The sequence below is a fragment of the Stenotrophomonas sp. IS26 genome, from assembly GCF_054188265.1.
On the sequence record NZ_JBSZJV010000003.1, the window covers coordinates 156,859 to 171,676 of the forward strand.

General features: G+C 67.2%; 20 protein-coding genes. 17 read left to right on the forward strand and 3 right to left on the reverse strand.

What is annotated here, in order from left to right:
* The 4 genes from ACW6W5_RS04310 (at position 1) to ACW6W5_RS04325 (ending at position 2,666) form a co-directional block, all read left to right on the forward strand.
* Entirely contained in the window at positions 1–486 is a 486-nt protein-coding gene (locus ACW6W5_RS04310; protein WP_428999473.1) for a hypothetical protein, read from the forward strand.
* Positions 483–1,136, forward strand: coding sequence for a phosphoribosylglycinamide formyltransferase (gene purN / locus ACW6W5_RS04315; protein ID WP_152153536.1), 654 nt, complete (start codon positions 483–485; stop codon positions 1,134–1,136). The genes ACW6W5_RS04310 and purN overlap by 4 nt, the downstream gene beginning before the upstream one ends.
* Positions 1,137–1,203: 67 nt before the next feature.
* Positions 1,204–1,980, forward strand: a complete 777-nt coding sequence (locus ACW6W5_RS04320) for a DUF3108 domain-containing protein (protein WP_183073812.1) — start codon at positions 1,204–1,206, stop codon at positions 1,978–1,980.
* 2 nt (positions 1,981–1,982) lie between these two features.
* Entirely contained in the window at positions 1,983–2,666 is a 684-nt protein-coding gene (locus ACW6W5_RS04325) for a DUF3108 domain-containing protein (RefSeq protein WP_121043160.1), read from the forward strand.
* Between the two features lie 33 nt (positions 2,667–2,699).
* On the opposite strand, the gene ACW6W5_RS04330 is transcribed toward ACW6W5_RS04325, so the two are convergent.
* From ACW6W5_RS04330 to ACW6W5_RS04340, 3 genes are all read right to left on the reverse strand, one after another.
* Positions 2,700–3,008, reverse strand: coding sequence for an EF-hand domain-containing protein (locus tag ACW6W5_RS04330; RefSeq protein WP_152153538.1), 309 nt, complete (start codon positions 3,006–3,008; stop codon positions 2,700–2,702).
* Positions 3,005–4,279, reverse strand: a complete 1,275-nt coding sequence (gene murA / locus ACW6W5_RS04335; RefSeq protein ID WP_152153540.1) for a UDP-N-acetylglucosamine 1-carboxyvinyltransferase — start codon at positions 4,277–4,279, stop codon at positions 3,005–3,007. The genes ACW6W5_RS04330 and murA overlap by 4 nt, the downstream gene beginning before the upstream one ends.
* A gap of 97 nt (positions 4,280–4,376) precedes the next feature.
* A complete protein-coding gene (locus ACW6W5_RS04340; protein ID WP_088432818.1) occupies positions 4,377–4,607 on the reverse strand; it encodes a BolA family protein in 231 nt (76 codons plus the stop codon).
* Between the two features lie 53 nt (positions 4,608–4,660).
* On the opposite strand from ACW6W5_RS04340, the gene ACW6W5_RS04345 reads away from it, so the two are divergent.
* The 13 genes from ACW6W5_RS04345 to ptsP all read left to right on the forward strand — a co-directional run bounded on the left by ACW6W5_RS04345 (position 4,661) and on the right by ptsP (position 14,799).
* Positions 4,661–5,662, forward strand: a complete 1,002-nt coding sequence (locus ACW6W5_RS04345) for a KpsF/GutQ family sugar-phosphate isomerase (protein WP_121043154.1) — start codon at positions 4,661–4,663, stop codon at positions 5,660–5,662.
* Between the two features lie 42 nt (positions 5,663–5,704).
* Positions 5,705–6,253 (forward strand): KdsC family phosphatase, encoded by a 549-nt coding sequence (locus tag ACW6W5_RS04350; RefSeq protein ID WP_152153542.1) that lies wholly within the window; start codon positions 5,705–5,707, stop codon positions 6,251–6,253.
* Positions 6,250–6,816 carry an LPS export ABC transporter periplasmic protein LptC gene (lptC, locus tag ACW6W5_RS04355; protein ID WP_152153544.1) on the forward strand — a complete coding sequence of 189 codons (567 nt, stop codon included), beginning with the start codon at positions 6,250–6,252 and terminating at the stop codon, positions 6,814–6,816. Before ACW6W5_RS04350 ends, lptC begins: the two co-directional genes overlap by 4 nt.
* Positions 6,794–7,357 (forward strand): lipopolysaccharide transport periplasmic protein LptA, encoded by a 564-nt coding sequence (gene lptA / locus ACW6W5_RS04360; protein WP_121043147.1) that lies wholly within the window; start codon positions 6,794–6,796, stop codon positions 7,355–7,357. The genes lptC and lptA overlap by 23 nt, the downstream gene beginning before the upstream one ends.
* Positions 7,357–8,076: an LPS export ABC transporter ATP-binding protein gene (lptB, locus tag ACW6W5_RS04365; protein ID WP_121043145.1), complete on the forward strand. Its 720-nt coding sequence runs from the start codon at positions 7,357–7,359 to the stop codon at positions 8,074–8,076. Before lptA ends, lptB begins: the two co-directional genes overlap by 1 nt.
* 42 nt (positions 8,077–8,118) lie before the next feature.
* Positions 8,119–9,558: an RNA polymerase factor sigma-54 gene (locus tag ACW6W5_RS04370; protein WP_152153545.1), complete on the forward strand. Its 1,440-nt coding sequence runs from the start codon at positions 8,119–8,121 to the stop codon at positions 9,556–9,558.
* Positions 9,559–9,616: 58 nt separating this feature from the next.
* Positions 9,617–9,943, forward strand: coding sequence for a ribosome hibernation-promoting factor, HPF/YfiA family (gene hpf / locus ACW6W5_RS04375; RefSeq protein WP_046274055.1), 327 nt, complete (start codon positions 9,617–9,619; stop codon positions 9,941–9,943).
* Between the two features lie 21 nt (positions 9,944–9,964).
* Positions 9,965–10,417: a PTS sugar transporter subunit IIA gene (locus ACW6W5_RS04380; RefSeq protein WP_121043141.1), complete on the forward strand. Its 453-nt coding sequence runs from the start codon at positions 9,965–9,967 to the stop codon at positions 10,415–10,417.
* Complete coding sequence (hprK, locus tag ACW6W5_RS04385; protein WP_019185403.1) at positions 10,414–11,364, forward strand: HPr(Ser) kinase/phosphatase; 951 nt, start codon at positions 10,414–10,416, stop codon at positions 11,362–11,364. The genes ACW6W5_RS04380 and hprK overlap by 4 nt, the downstream gene beginning before the upstream one ends.
* A complete protein-coding gene (gene rapZ / locus ACW6W5_RS04390) occupies positions 11,361–12,257 on the forward strand; it encodes an RNase adapter RapZ (RefSeq protein WP_193222841.1) in 897 nt (298 codons plus the stop codon). The genes hprK and rapZ overlap by 4 nt, the downstream gene beginning before the upstream one ends.
* Positions 12,258–12,363: 106 nt before the next feature.
* The gene (locus ACW6W5_RS04395; protein WP_019185401.1) at positions 12,364–12,756 is read left to right on the forward strand and encodes a PTS sugar transporter subunit IIA; all 393 of its coding nucleotides are present in this window, start codon (positions 12,364–12,366) and stop codon (positions 12,754–12,756) included.
* Entirely contained in the window at positions 12,749–13,018 is a 270-nt protein-coding gene (locus ACW6W5_RS04400; protein WP_121043139.1) for an HPr family phosphocarrier protein, read from the forward strand. Before ACW6W5_RS04395 ends, ACW6W5_RS04400 begins: the two co-directional genes overlap by 8 nt.
* Before the next feature lie 59 nt (positions 13,019–13,077).
* The gene (gene ptsP / locus ACW6W5_RS04405) at positions 13,078–14,799 is read left to right on the forward strand and encodes a phosphoenolpyruvate--protein phosphotransferase (RefSeq protein WP_152153547.1); all 1,722 of its coding nucleotides are present in this window, start codon (positions 13,078–13,080) and stop codon (positions 14,797–14,799) included.
* The last annotated feature ends 19 nt before the right edge of the window (positions 14,800–14,818 follow it).

The following is a 14,818-nucleotide window of genomic DNA, read 5'->3' on the forward strand; positions in this document are numbered from 1 at the left end:
GTGACGGAGCCCGGCCCGGAGTTCCCTGCCCAACCGCCGTCGCTGCCCACCGCAGCGGCGCCGGTCGTACCGGCCGCGGCGGTGGATACCTCGCAGCTGCAATTGCTGTCGGTCTTCCACTACGTGGTGGCTGGCCTGACCGCCCTGTTCTCGCTGTTCCCGCTGATCTACCTGCTGATGGGCGTGGCGGTGATCTTCGCCGCGCCGGCGCCGCTGGCGCCGGGTGAGGCACCGCCCCCGTTCGATCCGCGCCTGCTCGGCTGGGTGTTCGTGCTGATCGGCGGGCTGGGCTGCGCTGCCGGGCTGGTGCTGGCCGGTTACATGGCCTATGCCGGGCGGTGCCTGGCGCAGCGCCGGCGTTACCTGCTGTGCATGGTGGTGGCCGGCATCGCCTGCATCTTCATGCCGTTCGGTACTGCGTTGGGGGTGTTCACCCTGGTGGTGCTGTCGCGCCCCGCGGTCAAGGCGGCCTTCCAGACCGCATGAGCAGCCGTATCGCCGTACTCGCTTCTGGCCGGGGCAGTAATCTGCAGGCCATCCTCGATGCCATCGCCGCGCAGCAGCTGGATGCGCAGGTCGTGGCCGTGCTCTCGGACAAGCCCGATGCCTCGGCCCTGCTCAAGGTGAGCCCGGCACAGCGCTGGGCACGCTCGCCCAAGGGCTACCCGGACCGCGCCGCGTTCGATGCAGCGATGGCCGATGCGCTGGATGCCTTCGCGCCGGACTGGATCGTCTGCGCCGGTTACATGCGCATCCTCGGCCCGGCCTTCGTGGCCCGGTTCGATGGCCGCCTGGTCAACATCCATCCCTCGCTGCTGCCGCTCTACAAAGGGCTGCACACGCATGCGCGCGCACTGCAGGCCGGCGATGCCGAGCACGGCGCCAGCGTGCACTTCGTGGTGTCCGAACTGGATGCCGGCACGGTGCTGGCCCAGGCCCGGGTGCCGGTGCAGGCCGGCGACACCCCCGAAGCCCTGGCCCTGCGGGTGCTGGCCGTGGAGCATCCGCTGCTGATCGCCAGCCTGGCGCTGCTGGTCAGCGGCCGCGTAACTGAACAGGCAGGTCAGCTCCAGCTCGATGGTCACCCCCTGTTTAGCCCGCTGCGCCTAGATTGCGCCGGACAGCTGAACCGATAAGCGCCGCGCACACACGCCGCTGATCCCGGCGCTGGCATCCTTTCCCCTCCTCTACCGACCGGCCCGCATGAGAACGCCTTTGTTCAAGCCCGTGCTGCTGATGGCATCCCTGCTGTGCACCGCCGCCCTTGCCCACGCGCAGGAGACGGTCACCCCACCGCTGCCCGCGTTGCCTGCCATGAGCTGGGAAGCGCCGCCGCTGCAGCCGTTCACCGCGACCTACCAGGCCCTCTACAAGGGCAAACAGGCTGGCGACGCGACCATGCGTGTCACCCATACCGGCGGTGACCAGTGGCGCGTGGACATGCAGGTGATCGGGCGCAGCGGTTTTGCCAGCGTGCTTGGCCTGAACCTGGAGCAGAGCACGGTGTTCGAGAACCGCAACGGCACCTATGTGCCGTTGAGCCAGAGCACAGTCCGCAAGGGGCTGTTCCTCGGCAAGAAGGTCACCGGCACCTACGACTGGCAGGCCGGCACCGCGCAGTGGCTGGGCGATCTGAAGAAGGAGCGCCGCCAGCCCATCCCGCTGCAGCCCGGCGACCAGAGCGCGCTGCTGCTGAACCTGGCGATCATGCGCGACGCCCGCCCCGGCGGGCAGATGCACTACCGCTACGTGGACGTGGGCCGCGTCCGCCAGCACGACTACCAGGCCGCACCGGACACCGAGAACGTGCCCGTCGGCGATCTGTCCTACAACGCGCTGCGGGTGTATCGCACCAACGGCGGCAATGACGAAACCATCCTCTGGATCGCCAACGGTGTCCCCACGCCGGTGCGCATCCTGCAACGCGAAGACGGCGAAGATCGAATTGATCTGCGCCTGATCGAATATCAAGGAGTCTGAGCATGACCACACTGAACCGTCCGCTGACCTGGATCGCCGCCGGCGCCCTTGCCGTGGTGAGCCTGCCCGCCATGGCCCTGCAGCCGTTCAAGGCCGATTACCAGGCCAGCTACATGGGCATGCAGGCCAACGGGACCATGACCCTGGCCAGCGAAGGCGCCAACAAATGGCGCTACAGCCTGAACGTGAAGAACCAGCTGGCCGATCTCAGCCAGACCACCGTGTTCGAAGAAGCCAACGGCCGCCTGCGGCCGCTGACGAGCAACGACCGCTCGGTGCTGCTGGTCAAGAAGCGCAACGTGGATGCCAACTACAACTGGAGCAGCAACCAGGCCACCTGGACCGGCGACGTCAAGCCGGACCGCCGTGGCCCGGTGGCGCTCAAGCCCGGCGACATGGATGCCCTGCTGATCAACCTGGCGATCGCGCGTGATCTGGCCGCCGGCAAGCCGCTGAACTACCGCATGGTCGACGAAGGCCGGATCAAGCCGATGTCCTACAAGGTGGTCGGCAAGGAAAAGATCACCGTGGCGGGCAAGTCCTACGACGCGACCAAGGTCTCGCGCGTGGACGGCAACAAGGAGCTGATCGCCTGGATCGTGCCGGAGTTCCCGGTGCCGGCGCGTCTGCTGCAGCGTGAGAGCGGCAAGGATGCGCTGGATCTGACGATCAAAGGGATGAATTGACCCAAAAAAACGCCCGCTTCCGCGGGCGTTTTTTCATTCCGGCTTGGCGTCGCCGAATACCGTCTTGCAGTCCACCCGGATCTGCTGGCGCGTGTCGCGCCAGTAGTACGTGCTGCAATGCCGGTTGCCGTCGACGGTCTTGTCCACGCCGACCGCATAGAACGACTGGAACACTTCGGTCCGGCTGACAGTGCCGTCCGCATTCCAGTCCATGTCTTCCTGCTGGATGCCCTGGGTGATCGCGATGCCGGCGTACCAGGCGTAGCCCAGCCACGCCAGCACGATCAGTACCAGCACCAGCAGCGCCTTGCGGCGGCGGGTGAACCGGCCGCGCAGGATCATGCGGCGATACGCCGGATGGTGGCGCCCAGCGAGGACAGCTTCTCTTCGATGTTCTCGTAGCCGCGGTCCAGGTGGTAGATGCGGTCGATGGTGGTGTCACCCTCGGCCATCAGGCCGGCCAGGATCAGCGAGGCCGACGCGCGCAGATCGGTCGCCATCACCGGCGCGCCGCTGAGCTGCTCGGCACCACGCACGATCGCGGTGTGGCCTTCGACCTGGATGTCCGCGCCCAGGCGCAGCAGCTCGTTGACGTGCATGAAACGGTTCTCGAAGATCGTTTCGTTGATCACGCCCACGCCGTCGGCCACGCAGTTGAGCGCCATGAACTGCGCCTGCATGTCGGTGGGGAATGCCGGGTACGGCGCGGTGGTCAGGTTGACCGCGCGCGGGCGCTTGCCGCCCATGTCCAGGGTGATGCTGTCTTCGGTGGTCTCGATGTGCGCACCGGCCTCCACCAGCTTGGCCAGCACCGCATCCATGGTGTTCGGGCGGGCACGGTTGACCGTGACCTTGCCGCCGGTCATCGCCGCGGCGACCAGGAAGGTGCCGGTCTCGATGCGGTCGGGCAGCACTTCATGACGGCCACCGGACAGCTTCTCCACGCCTTCGATCACCAGGCGGGCAGTGCCCAGCCCTTCGATCTTCGCGCCGAGCGCGATCAGGCAGTGCGCCAGGTCGGTGACTTCCGGCTCCATTGCGGCGTTGTCCAGCACGGTGGTGCCTTCGGCCAGCACGGCGGCCATCAGCACGTTCTCGGTGCCGGTGACGCTGACCATGTCGAAGGTGAAGTGGGCACCCTTCAGGCGCTTGGCCTGGGCCTTGATGAAGCCGTTCTCGACGGTGATTTCCGCCCCGAGGGCCTGCAGCCCCTTGATGTGCTGGTCGACCGGACGCGAGCCGATCGCGCAGCCGCCCGGCAGCGACACTTCAGCCGCACCGAAGCGGGCCAGCAGCGGGCCGAGCACCAGGATCGAGGCGCGCATGGTCTTGACCAGCTCGTACGGGGCCACGTGCTGATTGACCGGACGCGGGTCGACCACGATCGCGCTGCCGCGCGAGAGGGTGCCCTGGTCGATGGTGACCTTGGCGCCCAGCTCACCGAGCAGCTTCACGGTGGTGACCACGTCGTGCAGGTGCGGCACGTTGGTGATCTCCACCGGCGCATCGGCCAGCAGGGTCGCGCACAGGATGGGGAGGACAGCGTTCTTGGCGCCGGAAATGTTCACTTCACCGTGCAGCGGCTTGCCGCCGGTCACTACGATCTTGGCCATGGAATCTACTTGGAATGAGGTAGAGCCGACCGTCGGTCGGCGGATGTAATCGGGGGTAGAACCGACCGTGGGTCGGCTGATCCAATCATTGGGCTGACTAACCCGCTTCGGCCGGGGTGACGGTCTTCAGCGCCAGCGCGTGGATCGCCCCGCCCATCAGATCGCCCAGGGTCGCATAGACCATGCGGTGGCGCGCCAGCGGCATTTTGCCGGCAAAGGCGTCGCAGACCACGGTGGCCTCGAAGTGCACGCCGTCGTCACCCTGCACGTCCGCGCGGGCGCCAGGCAGGCCGGTTTCGATCAGATTGCGGATGGTCTCGGCGTCCAACGGGCTTTCCTAATAAAATGAGCGCTCATTCTACTCTTCCACGTGGCGCTCGCATGGCTGTCTCGCCCCAACTCCCCCATCCGGCCGACGCTGCGGCACTGGTCGCCAGCGGCCGCCGCGTGTTCGAGATCGAGCGCGATGCGCTGGGCGCGGTCGCCGAGCGGCTGGGCGAAGCGTTCAGCCAGGCCTGCCAGCTGGTCCTGCAGAGCAAGGGCCGCGTGGTCGCCACCGGCATGGGCAAGTCCGGCCATGTCGCCCGCAAGATCGCCGCCACCCTGGCCTCGACCGGCACCCCGGCCTTCTACGTGCACCCCGGTGAAGCCGGGCATGGCGATCTGGGCATGATCACCGAGGCCGACGTGGTGCTGGCGCTGTCCTATTCAGGTGAGTCCGATGAGCTGCTGATGCTGCTGCCGGTGCTCAAGCGGCAGGGCAACCGCCTGATCGCCATGACCGGCCGCCCGCAGTCCAGCCTGGCCACCGCCGCCGACGTTCATCTGGATGTCAGCGTGCCGGCCGAGGCCTGCCCGCTGGCGCTGGCCCCGACCTCCAGCACCACCGCCTCGTTGGCCATGGGCGACGCACTGGCCGTGGCCCTGCTCGATGCCCGCGGCTTCACCGCCGACGATTTCGCCCGTTCGCACCCGGCCGGCAGCCTGGGCCGCCGCCTGCTGCTGCACATCACCGATGTGATGCACAGCGGCGATGAACTGCCGCGCGTGGATGTCAACGCCAGCCTGAGCGAGGCCCTGGTGGAGATGAGCCGCAAGCGCCTGGGCATGACCGCCGTCGTGGATGCCGACAACCACCTGATCGGTCTGTTCACCGACGGCGATCTGCGCCGCGCCCTGGATACCGATCTGGACGTGCGCAGCGCGCGGATCGCCGATGTGATGACCCATGGCCCGCGCACCATCGGTGCCGATCAGCTCGCGGCCGAAGCGGCGCAGCTGATGGAAGCCCACAAGATCAATGGCTTGATGGTGGTCGATGCCGAAGGACATCTCGTCGGCGCGCTCAACATTCATGACCTGTTGCGGGCCCGGGTGGTTTAAACCACAGTTGCCTTCCTCCATTCAGTTGAGCTGCCCCAGACGATGCCCTACTCCCCGTTGCCCGGTTTCCCGTCCCACCTGCATGCCGCCGCCGGCCGTATCCGGCTGGCCTGCTTCGACGTGGACGGCACGCTCACCGACGGTCGGCTCTACTACGACAAGGACGGCAACGAGAGCAAGGCGTATTACGTGCAGGACGGACTCGGCCTGAAACTGCTGCAACACCACGGTATCCACCCGGTGCTGATCACCGCACGCAACAGCCAATCCGCGCTCAAGCGCGGCGCGGACCTGGGCATCGATACCCAGATCGCGGTCGGCGACAAGCTGGCCAGCGTCAAGGCACTGTGCGGTCAGCACGGCATCGGCCTGGACCAGGTGGCCTTCATGGGTGACGACCTGCCCGATCTCGGCCCGCTGTGCGCGGTCGGCCTGGCGGTTGCGCCGGCCAATGCCCACCCCTGGATCGCCGAGCGCGTGCACTGGCAGACCCGCAGTGACGGCGGCAAGGGCGCGGCGCGGGAGCTGTGCGACGTGCTGCTGGCCGCGCAGGGACATGTGGATGCGGTGCTGGCGAGGTTCGGCGCATGAACGTACGTACCGCCATCGGGGGCCTGCTGCTGGTCGCCGCACTGTTGACCGGCTGGCTGGCCCTGCACCATCGCGACAAGGCCCCCGCGGCCGAAGGCGAGGATGCCACCAAGGATTACGTGCTGCATGATTTCCAGATCGTGGCGTTGGACGAACAGGGCAAGGAATCCACCACCCTGCGCGCCCCGCTGCTGGAGCGTGCGCGCAGCGATGAAACGATGACCCTGACCACACCGGTATTCCTGCTGCCCGACCAGGACGGCAATCACTGGGAAATGCGTGGCGACAGCGGCTGGGTCAGCGCCACGGGTGACCAGCTCAAGCTCATCGGCAACGTCAGCGGCGACAGCCCCAAGGTCGCCGGTGCACCACCCACCACCTTCCGCACCGATCACCTGGACGTGTTCCCGAAAGAGAACCGTGCCAAGACCGATGCCCGGGTCACCATGACCCGCCCGGGCCTGTCGCAGACAGGGGTCGGCTTCGAAGCCGACATGAAAACCCGGCAGTACAAACTCCTTTCACAGGTCAAGACCCGCTATGAACCGAACGCTGCCCGCTAAGCTCGCGCTGCTCGCCCTGCTGCTGCCCGGCATGGCGCTGGCCAAGTCATCCGACCGCAACCAGCCGATGAATCTGGAATCCAACAGCAACGACTGCAACCTGACCGATGATGCGGGCAAGTGCACGTTCACCGGCAACGTGGTGATCACCCAGGGCACCCTGGTGATCCACGCCGCCAACGCCGATCTGTTCCGCAAGAACGGCGATATCGAACGCGTCGTGCTGACCGGCAAGCAGGCCACGCTGGAACAGGAAATGGATGACGGCTCCAAGATGAATGCCTGGGCCGACAACATGGATTACAACGTCAACAGCGAAGTGATCATCCTCACCGGCAACTACAAGGTCGAGTCGCCGCGCGGCACCAACAGCGGCCAGAAGATGACCTACAACACGCGCACCGGCAACATGCAGAGCGGTGGTGACGGCACGCGCGTGCGCACGGTGATCCAGCCCAAGGCCAAGGGCGCAGCACCGGCCACCCCGGCCGCCAAGCCGGCGGCGCCTGCGGCCAAGCCCGCCGCCGGGAGCAAGAAGTAATGCTCGTCGCCAAAGGCCTGCGCAAGCGCTACAAGCAGCGTGAAGTCGTCAAGGATTTCGGGCTGACCCTGGAGGCCGGTGAAGTGGTCGGCCTGCTCGGCCCCAACGGAGCCGGCAAGACCACCTGCTTCTACATGATCGTCGGCCTGGTCGAGACCGATGCGGGCAGCATCGTGCTGGACGGCAAGGACATCACCAGCGACCCGATGTACACCCGCGCCAAGCAGGGCGTGGGCTACCTGCCGCAGGAACCCTCGGTGTTCCGCAAGCTGACCGTGGCCGACAACCTGCGCCTGGTGCTGGAGCTGCGCGACGATCTGGACAAGGCCGGCCGCGAAAAGGAACTGGCCAGCCTGCTGGACGAACTGCAGATCAACCACGTGGCCGACCAGCTCGGTGCCAGCCTCTCCGGTGGTGAGCGCCGCCGCTGTGAAATCGCCCGCGCGCTGGCCGCCAAACCGCGCCTGATCCTGCTCGATGAACCGTTCGCCGGTGTCGACCCGATCTCGGTCGGTGAAATCCAGCGCATCGTCACCCATCTCAAGCAGCGCGGGATCGGGGTGCTGATCACCGACCACAATGTCCGCGAAACCTTGGGAATCTGCGACCGCGCGTATATCCTCAACGAGGGCAGCGTGCTGGCACAGGGCGCGCCGGACGAGATCCTGGCCAACGCCGACGTCCGCCGCGTCTACCTTGGGGAAACCTTCAAGCTCTGATCCAGCGGCCGCCGCAACGCCTTCCTTCCGTTCGGCACAGGCATGAAAGCACGGCTGCAGACATCGATGGGGCAACACCTGGTCATGACGCCGCAGCTGCGTCAGGCGATCAAGCTGTTGCAGATGTCCAGCGCCGAACTGGAGCTGGAAATCAACGAGGCGGTGGAGACCAACCCGCTGCTGGACTGGGCCGAGAACGCTGAACCGGCGCTCGAGGCCGGTCCCGGCGAGGACACGCCCCCGCCCGCCCCCACCGATACCCATGCCGATGGCGAGCATCAGGTCTCGGCGAGCGATGACTGGTCGCCCGGCGAAGGCGACTGGACCAGCGGCAGCAGTGGCGGCTCCTTCGACGATGACGACAACGGCAGCGCCGCCGAACGCGTGGCCGAGACCGAATCGTTGGCTGACCATCTGCTCTGGCAGCTGCATCTGTCGCACTTGTCGGCCCGTGACCGCAGCATCGGCGCGGCCCTGATCGATGCCTTCGAAGAAGACGGTTACCTGCGCGAGCCCTTGGCGACCATCGCCGAGACCCTCCGCCCGGCCATCCAGGCCGACGAGGCTGAAATCCTCACCGTGCTGCACCAGATCCAGCGCTTCGACCCGGTCGGGGTCGGTGCGCGCTCCCTGGGCGAATGCCTGGACCTGCAGTTGCTGGTACTGCCCGCGCAGACCCCGGGACTGGCGCTGGCCCGGCGCATCGCCGATGGCCCGCTGGAGCGCCTGCCTCGCAGCGGTGTGGCCGGCATCGCCCACGAGCTGCGCGAGCCACTGGCCGAGGTCGAGGTCGCGGTGCAGCTGCTGCGCTCGCTGGACCCGCGCCCGGGCGCCCAGATCGGCGAGCTCTCCCACGACAGCTATGTGGTGCCCGACTGCGTGGTCTGGCGCCAGAACGGCGTCTGGCGTGCCGCCCTGGCCGGCCATGCCGGGCCCAAGGTTGTCATCCACCGCGGCTACGAGCAGCTGATCCGCCGCTGCGGGGAGGCCGACGCCGGCTACATGCGCGCCCACCTGCAGGAAGCACGCTGGCTGCTCAAGGGCCTGGAGGCCCGCGGCGAGACCCTGCTGCGGGTGATGCGCTGCCTGCTCGACCAGCAGGCCGCCTTCCTGGAGTTCGGCGAACAGGCGCTGCGCCCACTGACCCTGCGTGAAGTGGCCGGTGAGCTCGGCCTGCACGAATCCACCATTTCACGCGCGATCGCCCGCAAGTACGTGCGCACCCCGCGCGGCACCCTGCCGCTGCGCGCGTTCTTCGCCTCCGGCATCGATACCGACAGCGGCGGCGAAGCCTCCAGCACCGCCATCCAGGCGATGCTGCGCCGGCTGATCGATGACGAGAACCCGCGCAAGCCGCTTTCTGACGCCAAGCTGGCTGACCTGCTCAAAACCTCGGGAATACCGGTGGCGCGACGCACCGTGGCGAAGTATCGTGAAGCCATGAACATTTCCGCCTCGCACGAAAGGGTAAGAATCGTCTGACGCTCCACCGCGCCCGGCGGGAAGGTTCATTGGCACATCCGAACAAAGGAGAAACCCGATGCACATCGAGACGTTTGGCAAGGACCACCTTGAGATCACCCCGGCTCTGAACGAGTACGTGGAGACCAAGCTGGAACGGCTGAGGAAGCACTTCGACCAGCACTGCGAGGTTCGCGTGCAACTGTCGATCCGCAAGCCGGAGCACCATGCCGATGCGAGTGTGAATGTTCCCGGGCAGACTCTGCACGCGGACGCCAGCGGCCCCACCATGTATGCCGCGATCGACATCCTGGCCGACAAGCTCGACCGCCTGGTCATCAAGCACAAAGAGAAAAAGCAGCAGCACGCACCGCAACCGCTGCCGGTGGGCGACAATGAGGGCTGATGCCCTCGTTTCCACCCCGACATGCCTCTGACTGATCTTCTGGCGGCCGTCCGCACGCAAGTGCTGCCGGCCGCCGATCGCGACAGCGTGCTGAAGGCCGCAGCCCGTCTGCTGGCCTGCCGCGAAGCCAACGCCGAGCTGCTGTACCAGAACCTGTGCCAGCGCGAGACGCTGGGCAGCACCGCCATCGGCCACGGCATCGCCATTCCACACGGCCGTGCCCCCCTGCTTGAACGCCCCCGCGGCGCCCTGCTGCGGCTGGAATCGCCGGTGGAATTCGGCGGCGATGAACCGGTCGACCTGGTTTTCGCGATTGCCGTGCCCGCGCACTACACCCATCAACACCTGATGCTGCTCTCCGAGCTGGCCGAGCTGTTCTCCGAGCCGGCCATCCGCCAGGCGCTGCGCGAAGCGCGCGACGGCGACGAGCTGCGTCGGGTCATCGAATTTCCCCCGCCGGCGAGTGCCGCATGAATACCAGCATCACCGCGCGCGAACTGTTCGAACAGCAGCGTGACCGCCTGAGCCTGCGCTGGGTCGCCGGCCAGCAGGGCGAGCGCCGTGAGCTGGAGGCCGGCAACAAGGTCTCTCGCCGTCCCTCGCTGGCCGGCTACCTCAACGCGATCTACCCCAACAAAGTGCAGATCCTGGGGACGGAGGAACTGTCCTGGCTGGACTCGCTGGACTCACGCCAACGCTGGGAGACCATCGAGCGGATCATGCAGTCGCATCCGCTGGCGCTGGTGATCACCCGCAACCAGTCCTGCCCGGAAGACCTGCGCGCCGCCGCGGACGAATCGCAGACCCCGCTGTGGATTTCACCCAAACGCGGCCACGAACTGCTCAACCACCTGTCCTACCACCTGGCGCGCACGCTGGCGCCGCGGGTGATCCTGCATGGCGTATTCATGGAGATCTATTCCATCGGCGTGCTGATCACCGGGGAAGCCGGCTCGGGCAAGAGCGAGCTGGCGCTGGAGCTGCTCAGCCGTGGCCACCGCCTGGTCGCCGACGATGCCCCCGAGTTCACCCAGATCGCCCCGGACGTGCTCGACGGCACCTGCCCGGAGCTGCTGCAGGACCTGCTGGAAGTCCGCGGCCTGGGCGTGCTCAACGTGCGCGAGATGTTCGGTGACACGGCGGTAAAGAAGAACAAGTACCTTCGGCTGATCGTCCACCTGACCAAGCCGATGACCGAACCCACCCCCTACGGCTATGAACGCCTGACCGGCGACTCGGGTACCCGCCACGTGCTGGACCTGGATGTGCCGCTGATCACCCTGCCGGTGATGCCCGGCCGCAACCTGGCCGTGCTGACCGAAGCCGCCACGCGCCTGCACATCCTGCGGACCAAGGGCATCGACCCGGCCGCGATGTTCATCGCCCGCCACAGCAACATGTTGGAACGCCGCACGCCATGACCACACCCGCCCCCGCCTCCGCCCCGACCGCCGCCACCCTGATCATCGTCAGTGGGCTGTCCGGGTCCGGCAAGACGGTCGCGCTGAAGACCTTCGAAGACCTCGATTACTACTGCTCGGACAACCTGCCGATCAACCTGCTGCCGGATTTCGTGCGCAGCCTGCTCGGTGATCCGGGCCGCGAGGCCCCGCGCCGGCTGGCGGTCGGCATCGACGTGCGCGCGCAGAATGACCTGACCCAGCTCTCGCACTGGCGCGAAGATGCCAAGGCGGCCGGCCTGGATGCGCAGCTGCTGTTCTTCGATGCCACCGATGAAACCCTGCTCAAGCGCTACGCCGACACCCGCCGCCGGCATCCGCTGAGCCAGCTCGGGCTGTCGCTGCCCGAAGCGATCGCCCGCGAGCGCGAACTCACCGCGCCGCTGCGCGCCGCCGCCGATGCGGTGATCGACACCAGCCACCTCAACGTGCACCAGCTGCGCCGCAAGGTGGTGACCGAATTCGCGCTGGCCCACGGCAACAAGCTTTCGCTGCTGTTCGAATCGTTCGCCTACAAGCGCGGCGTGCCGGCCGAAGCGGACTTCGTGTTCGACGTGCGCGTGCTGCCCAATCCGCATTGGGACCCGGAGCTGCGCCCGCTGTCCGGTCGCGATGCCGGGGTGCGCGAGCATCTGGACGAACAGCCCGATGTGCAGCGCTATGCCGGCCAGCTGGTCGATTTCCTGGATACCTGGCTGCCGCGGCTGGGCAATGACACCCGCAGCTATGTCACCGTCGCCTTCGGCTGCACCGGCGGCAAGCACCGCTCGGTGTACATGGCCGAGCGCATGGCCCGCCATGCCCGCGACCAGGGCTGGCCGGAAGTGGCCACTTTCCACCGCGAACTGGACTGAATGCGGCAGTGCCGGCGACGGCCGGCATCGACACGCTGAACCGCGGAACACAGCAGTCTTTCACGCGTGCTATCGCCAATTCATGTTGACCTGTTAACGTTCGGGAATGACCTGTGGCATTCTCCTCGTAACTCATCCCGGTGTCGGCACGGCCCTGCTGGACGTGGCGACCCGTCTGCTGCGGCACCTGCCGCTGAAGACCGAAGCTTTCGAAGTACCGTTCGACGCAGATATGGACGTCCTGCTCCCGCTCGCCTCGGCCGCTTTGCGCCGGGTGGACAGTGGCCAGGGCGTGCTGATCCTGACCGACCTGTACGGCGCCAGCCCCAGCAATCTGGCCGGGCAACTGGCTCGTCTGGGCACCCCGGCTCGCCGGGTTTCGGCGCTGAGCCTGCCGATGTTGATGCGGGTGATGAATTATCCGGAACAGGGACTGGATCAACTGCCTGCCACAGCCGCGGCAGGCACTCGCAATGGAGCGATTGTCGACGATGCTTGAACGTGAACTCACTGTTTCCAACCGCCTGGGCCTGCATGCCCGCGCCACTGCCAAGCTGGTGCAGGAGCTGGCGCCTTTCCGCTGCAACGTGACCATGGCCGCCAAAGGCCGTGAGATCAATGCCAAGAGCATCATGGGCGTCATGCTGCTGGCCGCCGGCCAGGGCACCCCGGTCACCGTGCGCATCGAGGGCGAAGACGAAGTCGCCGCGATGGACGCGGTGGTCGCCCTGTTCGAGCGGCGTTTCGACGAGGACAACTGAGCATGGGGGGGCAGCCGCGATCGGGATCCTCCGCACCGGCCCGGACCGCGTCCGGGGCGATGCTGTTGTCCGGCCACGGTGCCTCGCGCGGTAACGCCCTCGGCCGTGCCCGGGTGCGCCTGCCGCATGCCCTGGAAGTGGCCGAGCAGCGCATTCCGCCGGCCAAGATCGAGGCTGAGCTGGAGCGCCTGCACGTGGCCGTGGAAGCGGCCCGTGGCGAAATGCACGAGCTGCGCCAGCGCCTGCATGGCGCGCTCAACCAGGAGGTCGGCGAATTCCTCGATCTGCATGCCCTGCTGCTGGATGACCCCGAGCTGCTGTTCGGCCTGGACGAACTGATCCGCAGTGGCCCCTACAGCGCCGGCTACGCCTTGCGCGTGCAGCGCGATCGGCTGGCCAAGGTCTTCGATGGCATGGACGATGCCTACCTGAAGAGCCGCATGGACGATCTGGACCATGTGATCGGGCGCATCCATGCGTTCCTGCAGAAGCGCCCGCCGGACGTCAAAGGCATGGCCGGCGAGATCCTGATCTGCGACAACATCGCCCCCTCCGAGCTGGCCCAGCTGCAGGCCCACGGTGTGGTCGGCATCGTCACCGCCGGGGGCAGCGCGCTCTCGCACAGCGCGATCCTGGCGCGCAGCCTGCACCTGCCGTTGATCGTCAACGTCCCGAACGTGCTGCAGAAGGTCGCCGATGGCGACGTGCTGATCATGGACGGCAGCGATGGCACGGTCACCATCAACCCCCAGGCACAGGACCTGCGCGACTACCGCGTGCGCCTGCGCGAGCACGCGCGCGAGCAGCGCGAACTCGGGCGCCTGCGCACCAAACCCAGCCGCACCCGCGACAACGTCGATATCGCCCTGCTCGCCAATGCCGAGTCCAGCGAAGACGTCACCCAGGCGCATGCGCTGGGCGCACACGGGCTGGGCCTGTACCGCACCGAATTCCTGTTCCTGCAGCGCAACGAGCTGCCGGACGAGCAGGAGCAGTTCGAGACCTACCGCGATGCCGCCCTCGGCATGAGCGGGCGGCCGGTCACCATCCGCACCCTGGATCTGGGCGCGGACAAGGCCGACCGCACCGGGCTGACCCTGAGCAACGAAGAAAACCCGGCGCTGGGCCTGCGTGGCGTGCGCCTGTCGCTGGCGCGGCCGAAGGTGGCCGACACCCAGCTGCGCGCGATCCTGCGCGCCTCGGCTTACGGCAAGCTGCGCATCCTGATCCCGATGGTGAGCACCCGCGAGGAAATCCTTGCGGTCCGCCGGCGCCTGGCCAAACAGGCCGAGCTGCTGCGCGCGGAAGGCCACGAAGTGGCCGAGCACATCCCGTTCGGCGCGATGATCGAAGTACCGGCCGCGGCGATCGCGCTGGAAAGCTTCATCGATCTGGTCGACTTCCTCTCGATCGGCACCAACGATCTGGTCCAGTACCTGCTCGCCGCCGACCGCAACAACGAGGCGGTCGGCGAGCTGTACTCGCCGCTGCACCCGGCGGTAGTGCGCCTGCTCGCGCACATCCTGCGCACCGGCCAGGCGTACAACATTCCGGTGGCGGTCTGCGGCGAGATCGCCGGCGACCCGTTGATGACCCGCCTGCTGCTGGCCCTGGGCCTGACGGAATTCAGCCTGCACCCGGGCACCCTGCTGGAAGTGCGCCGCGCGGTGCGCGAGAGCGATCTGTCGGTGCTGCAGGCAATGGCGCCCAAGCTGCTGCAGGCACGCGACCGCCGCGGTATCGAACGCTGGATCGAGAAGGCGAGCCTGGCGACGGCATGACGGTTGCCATCGCCTACGG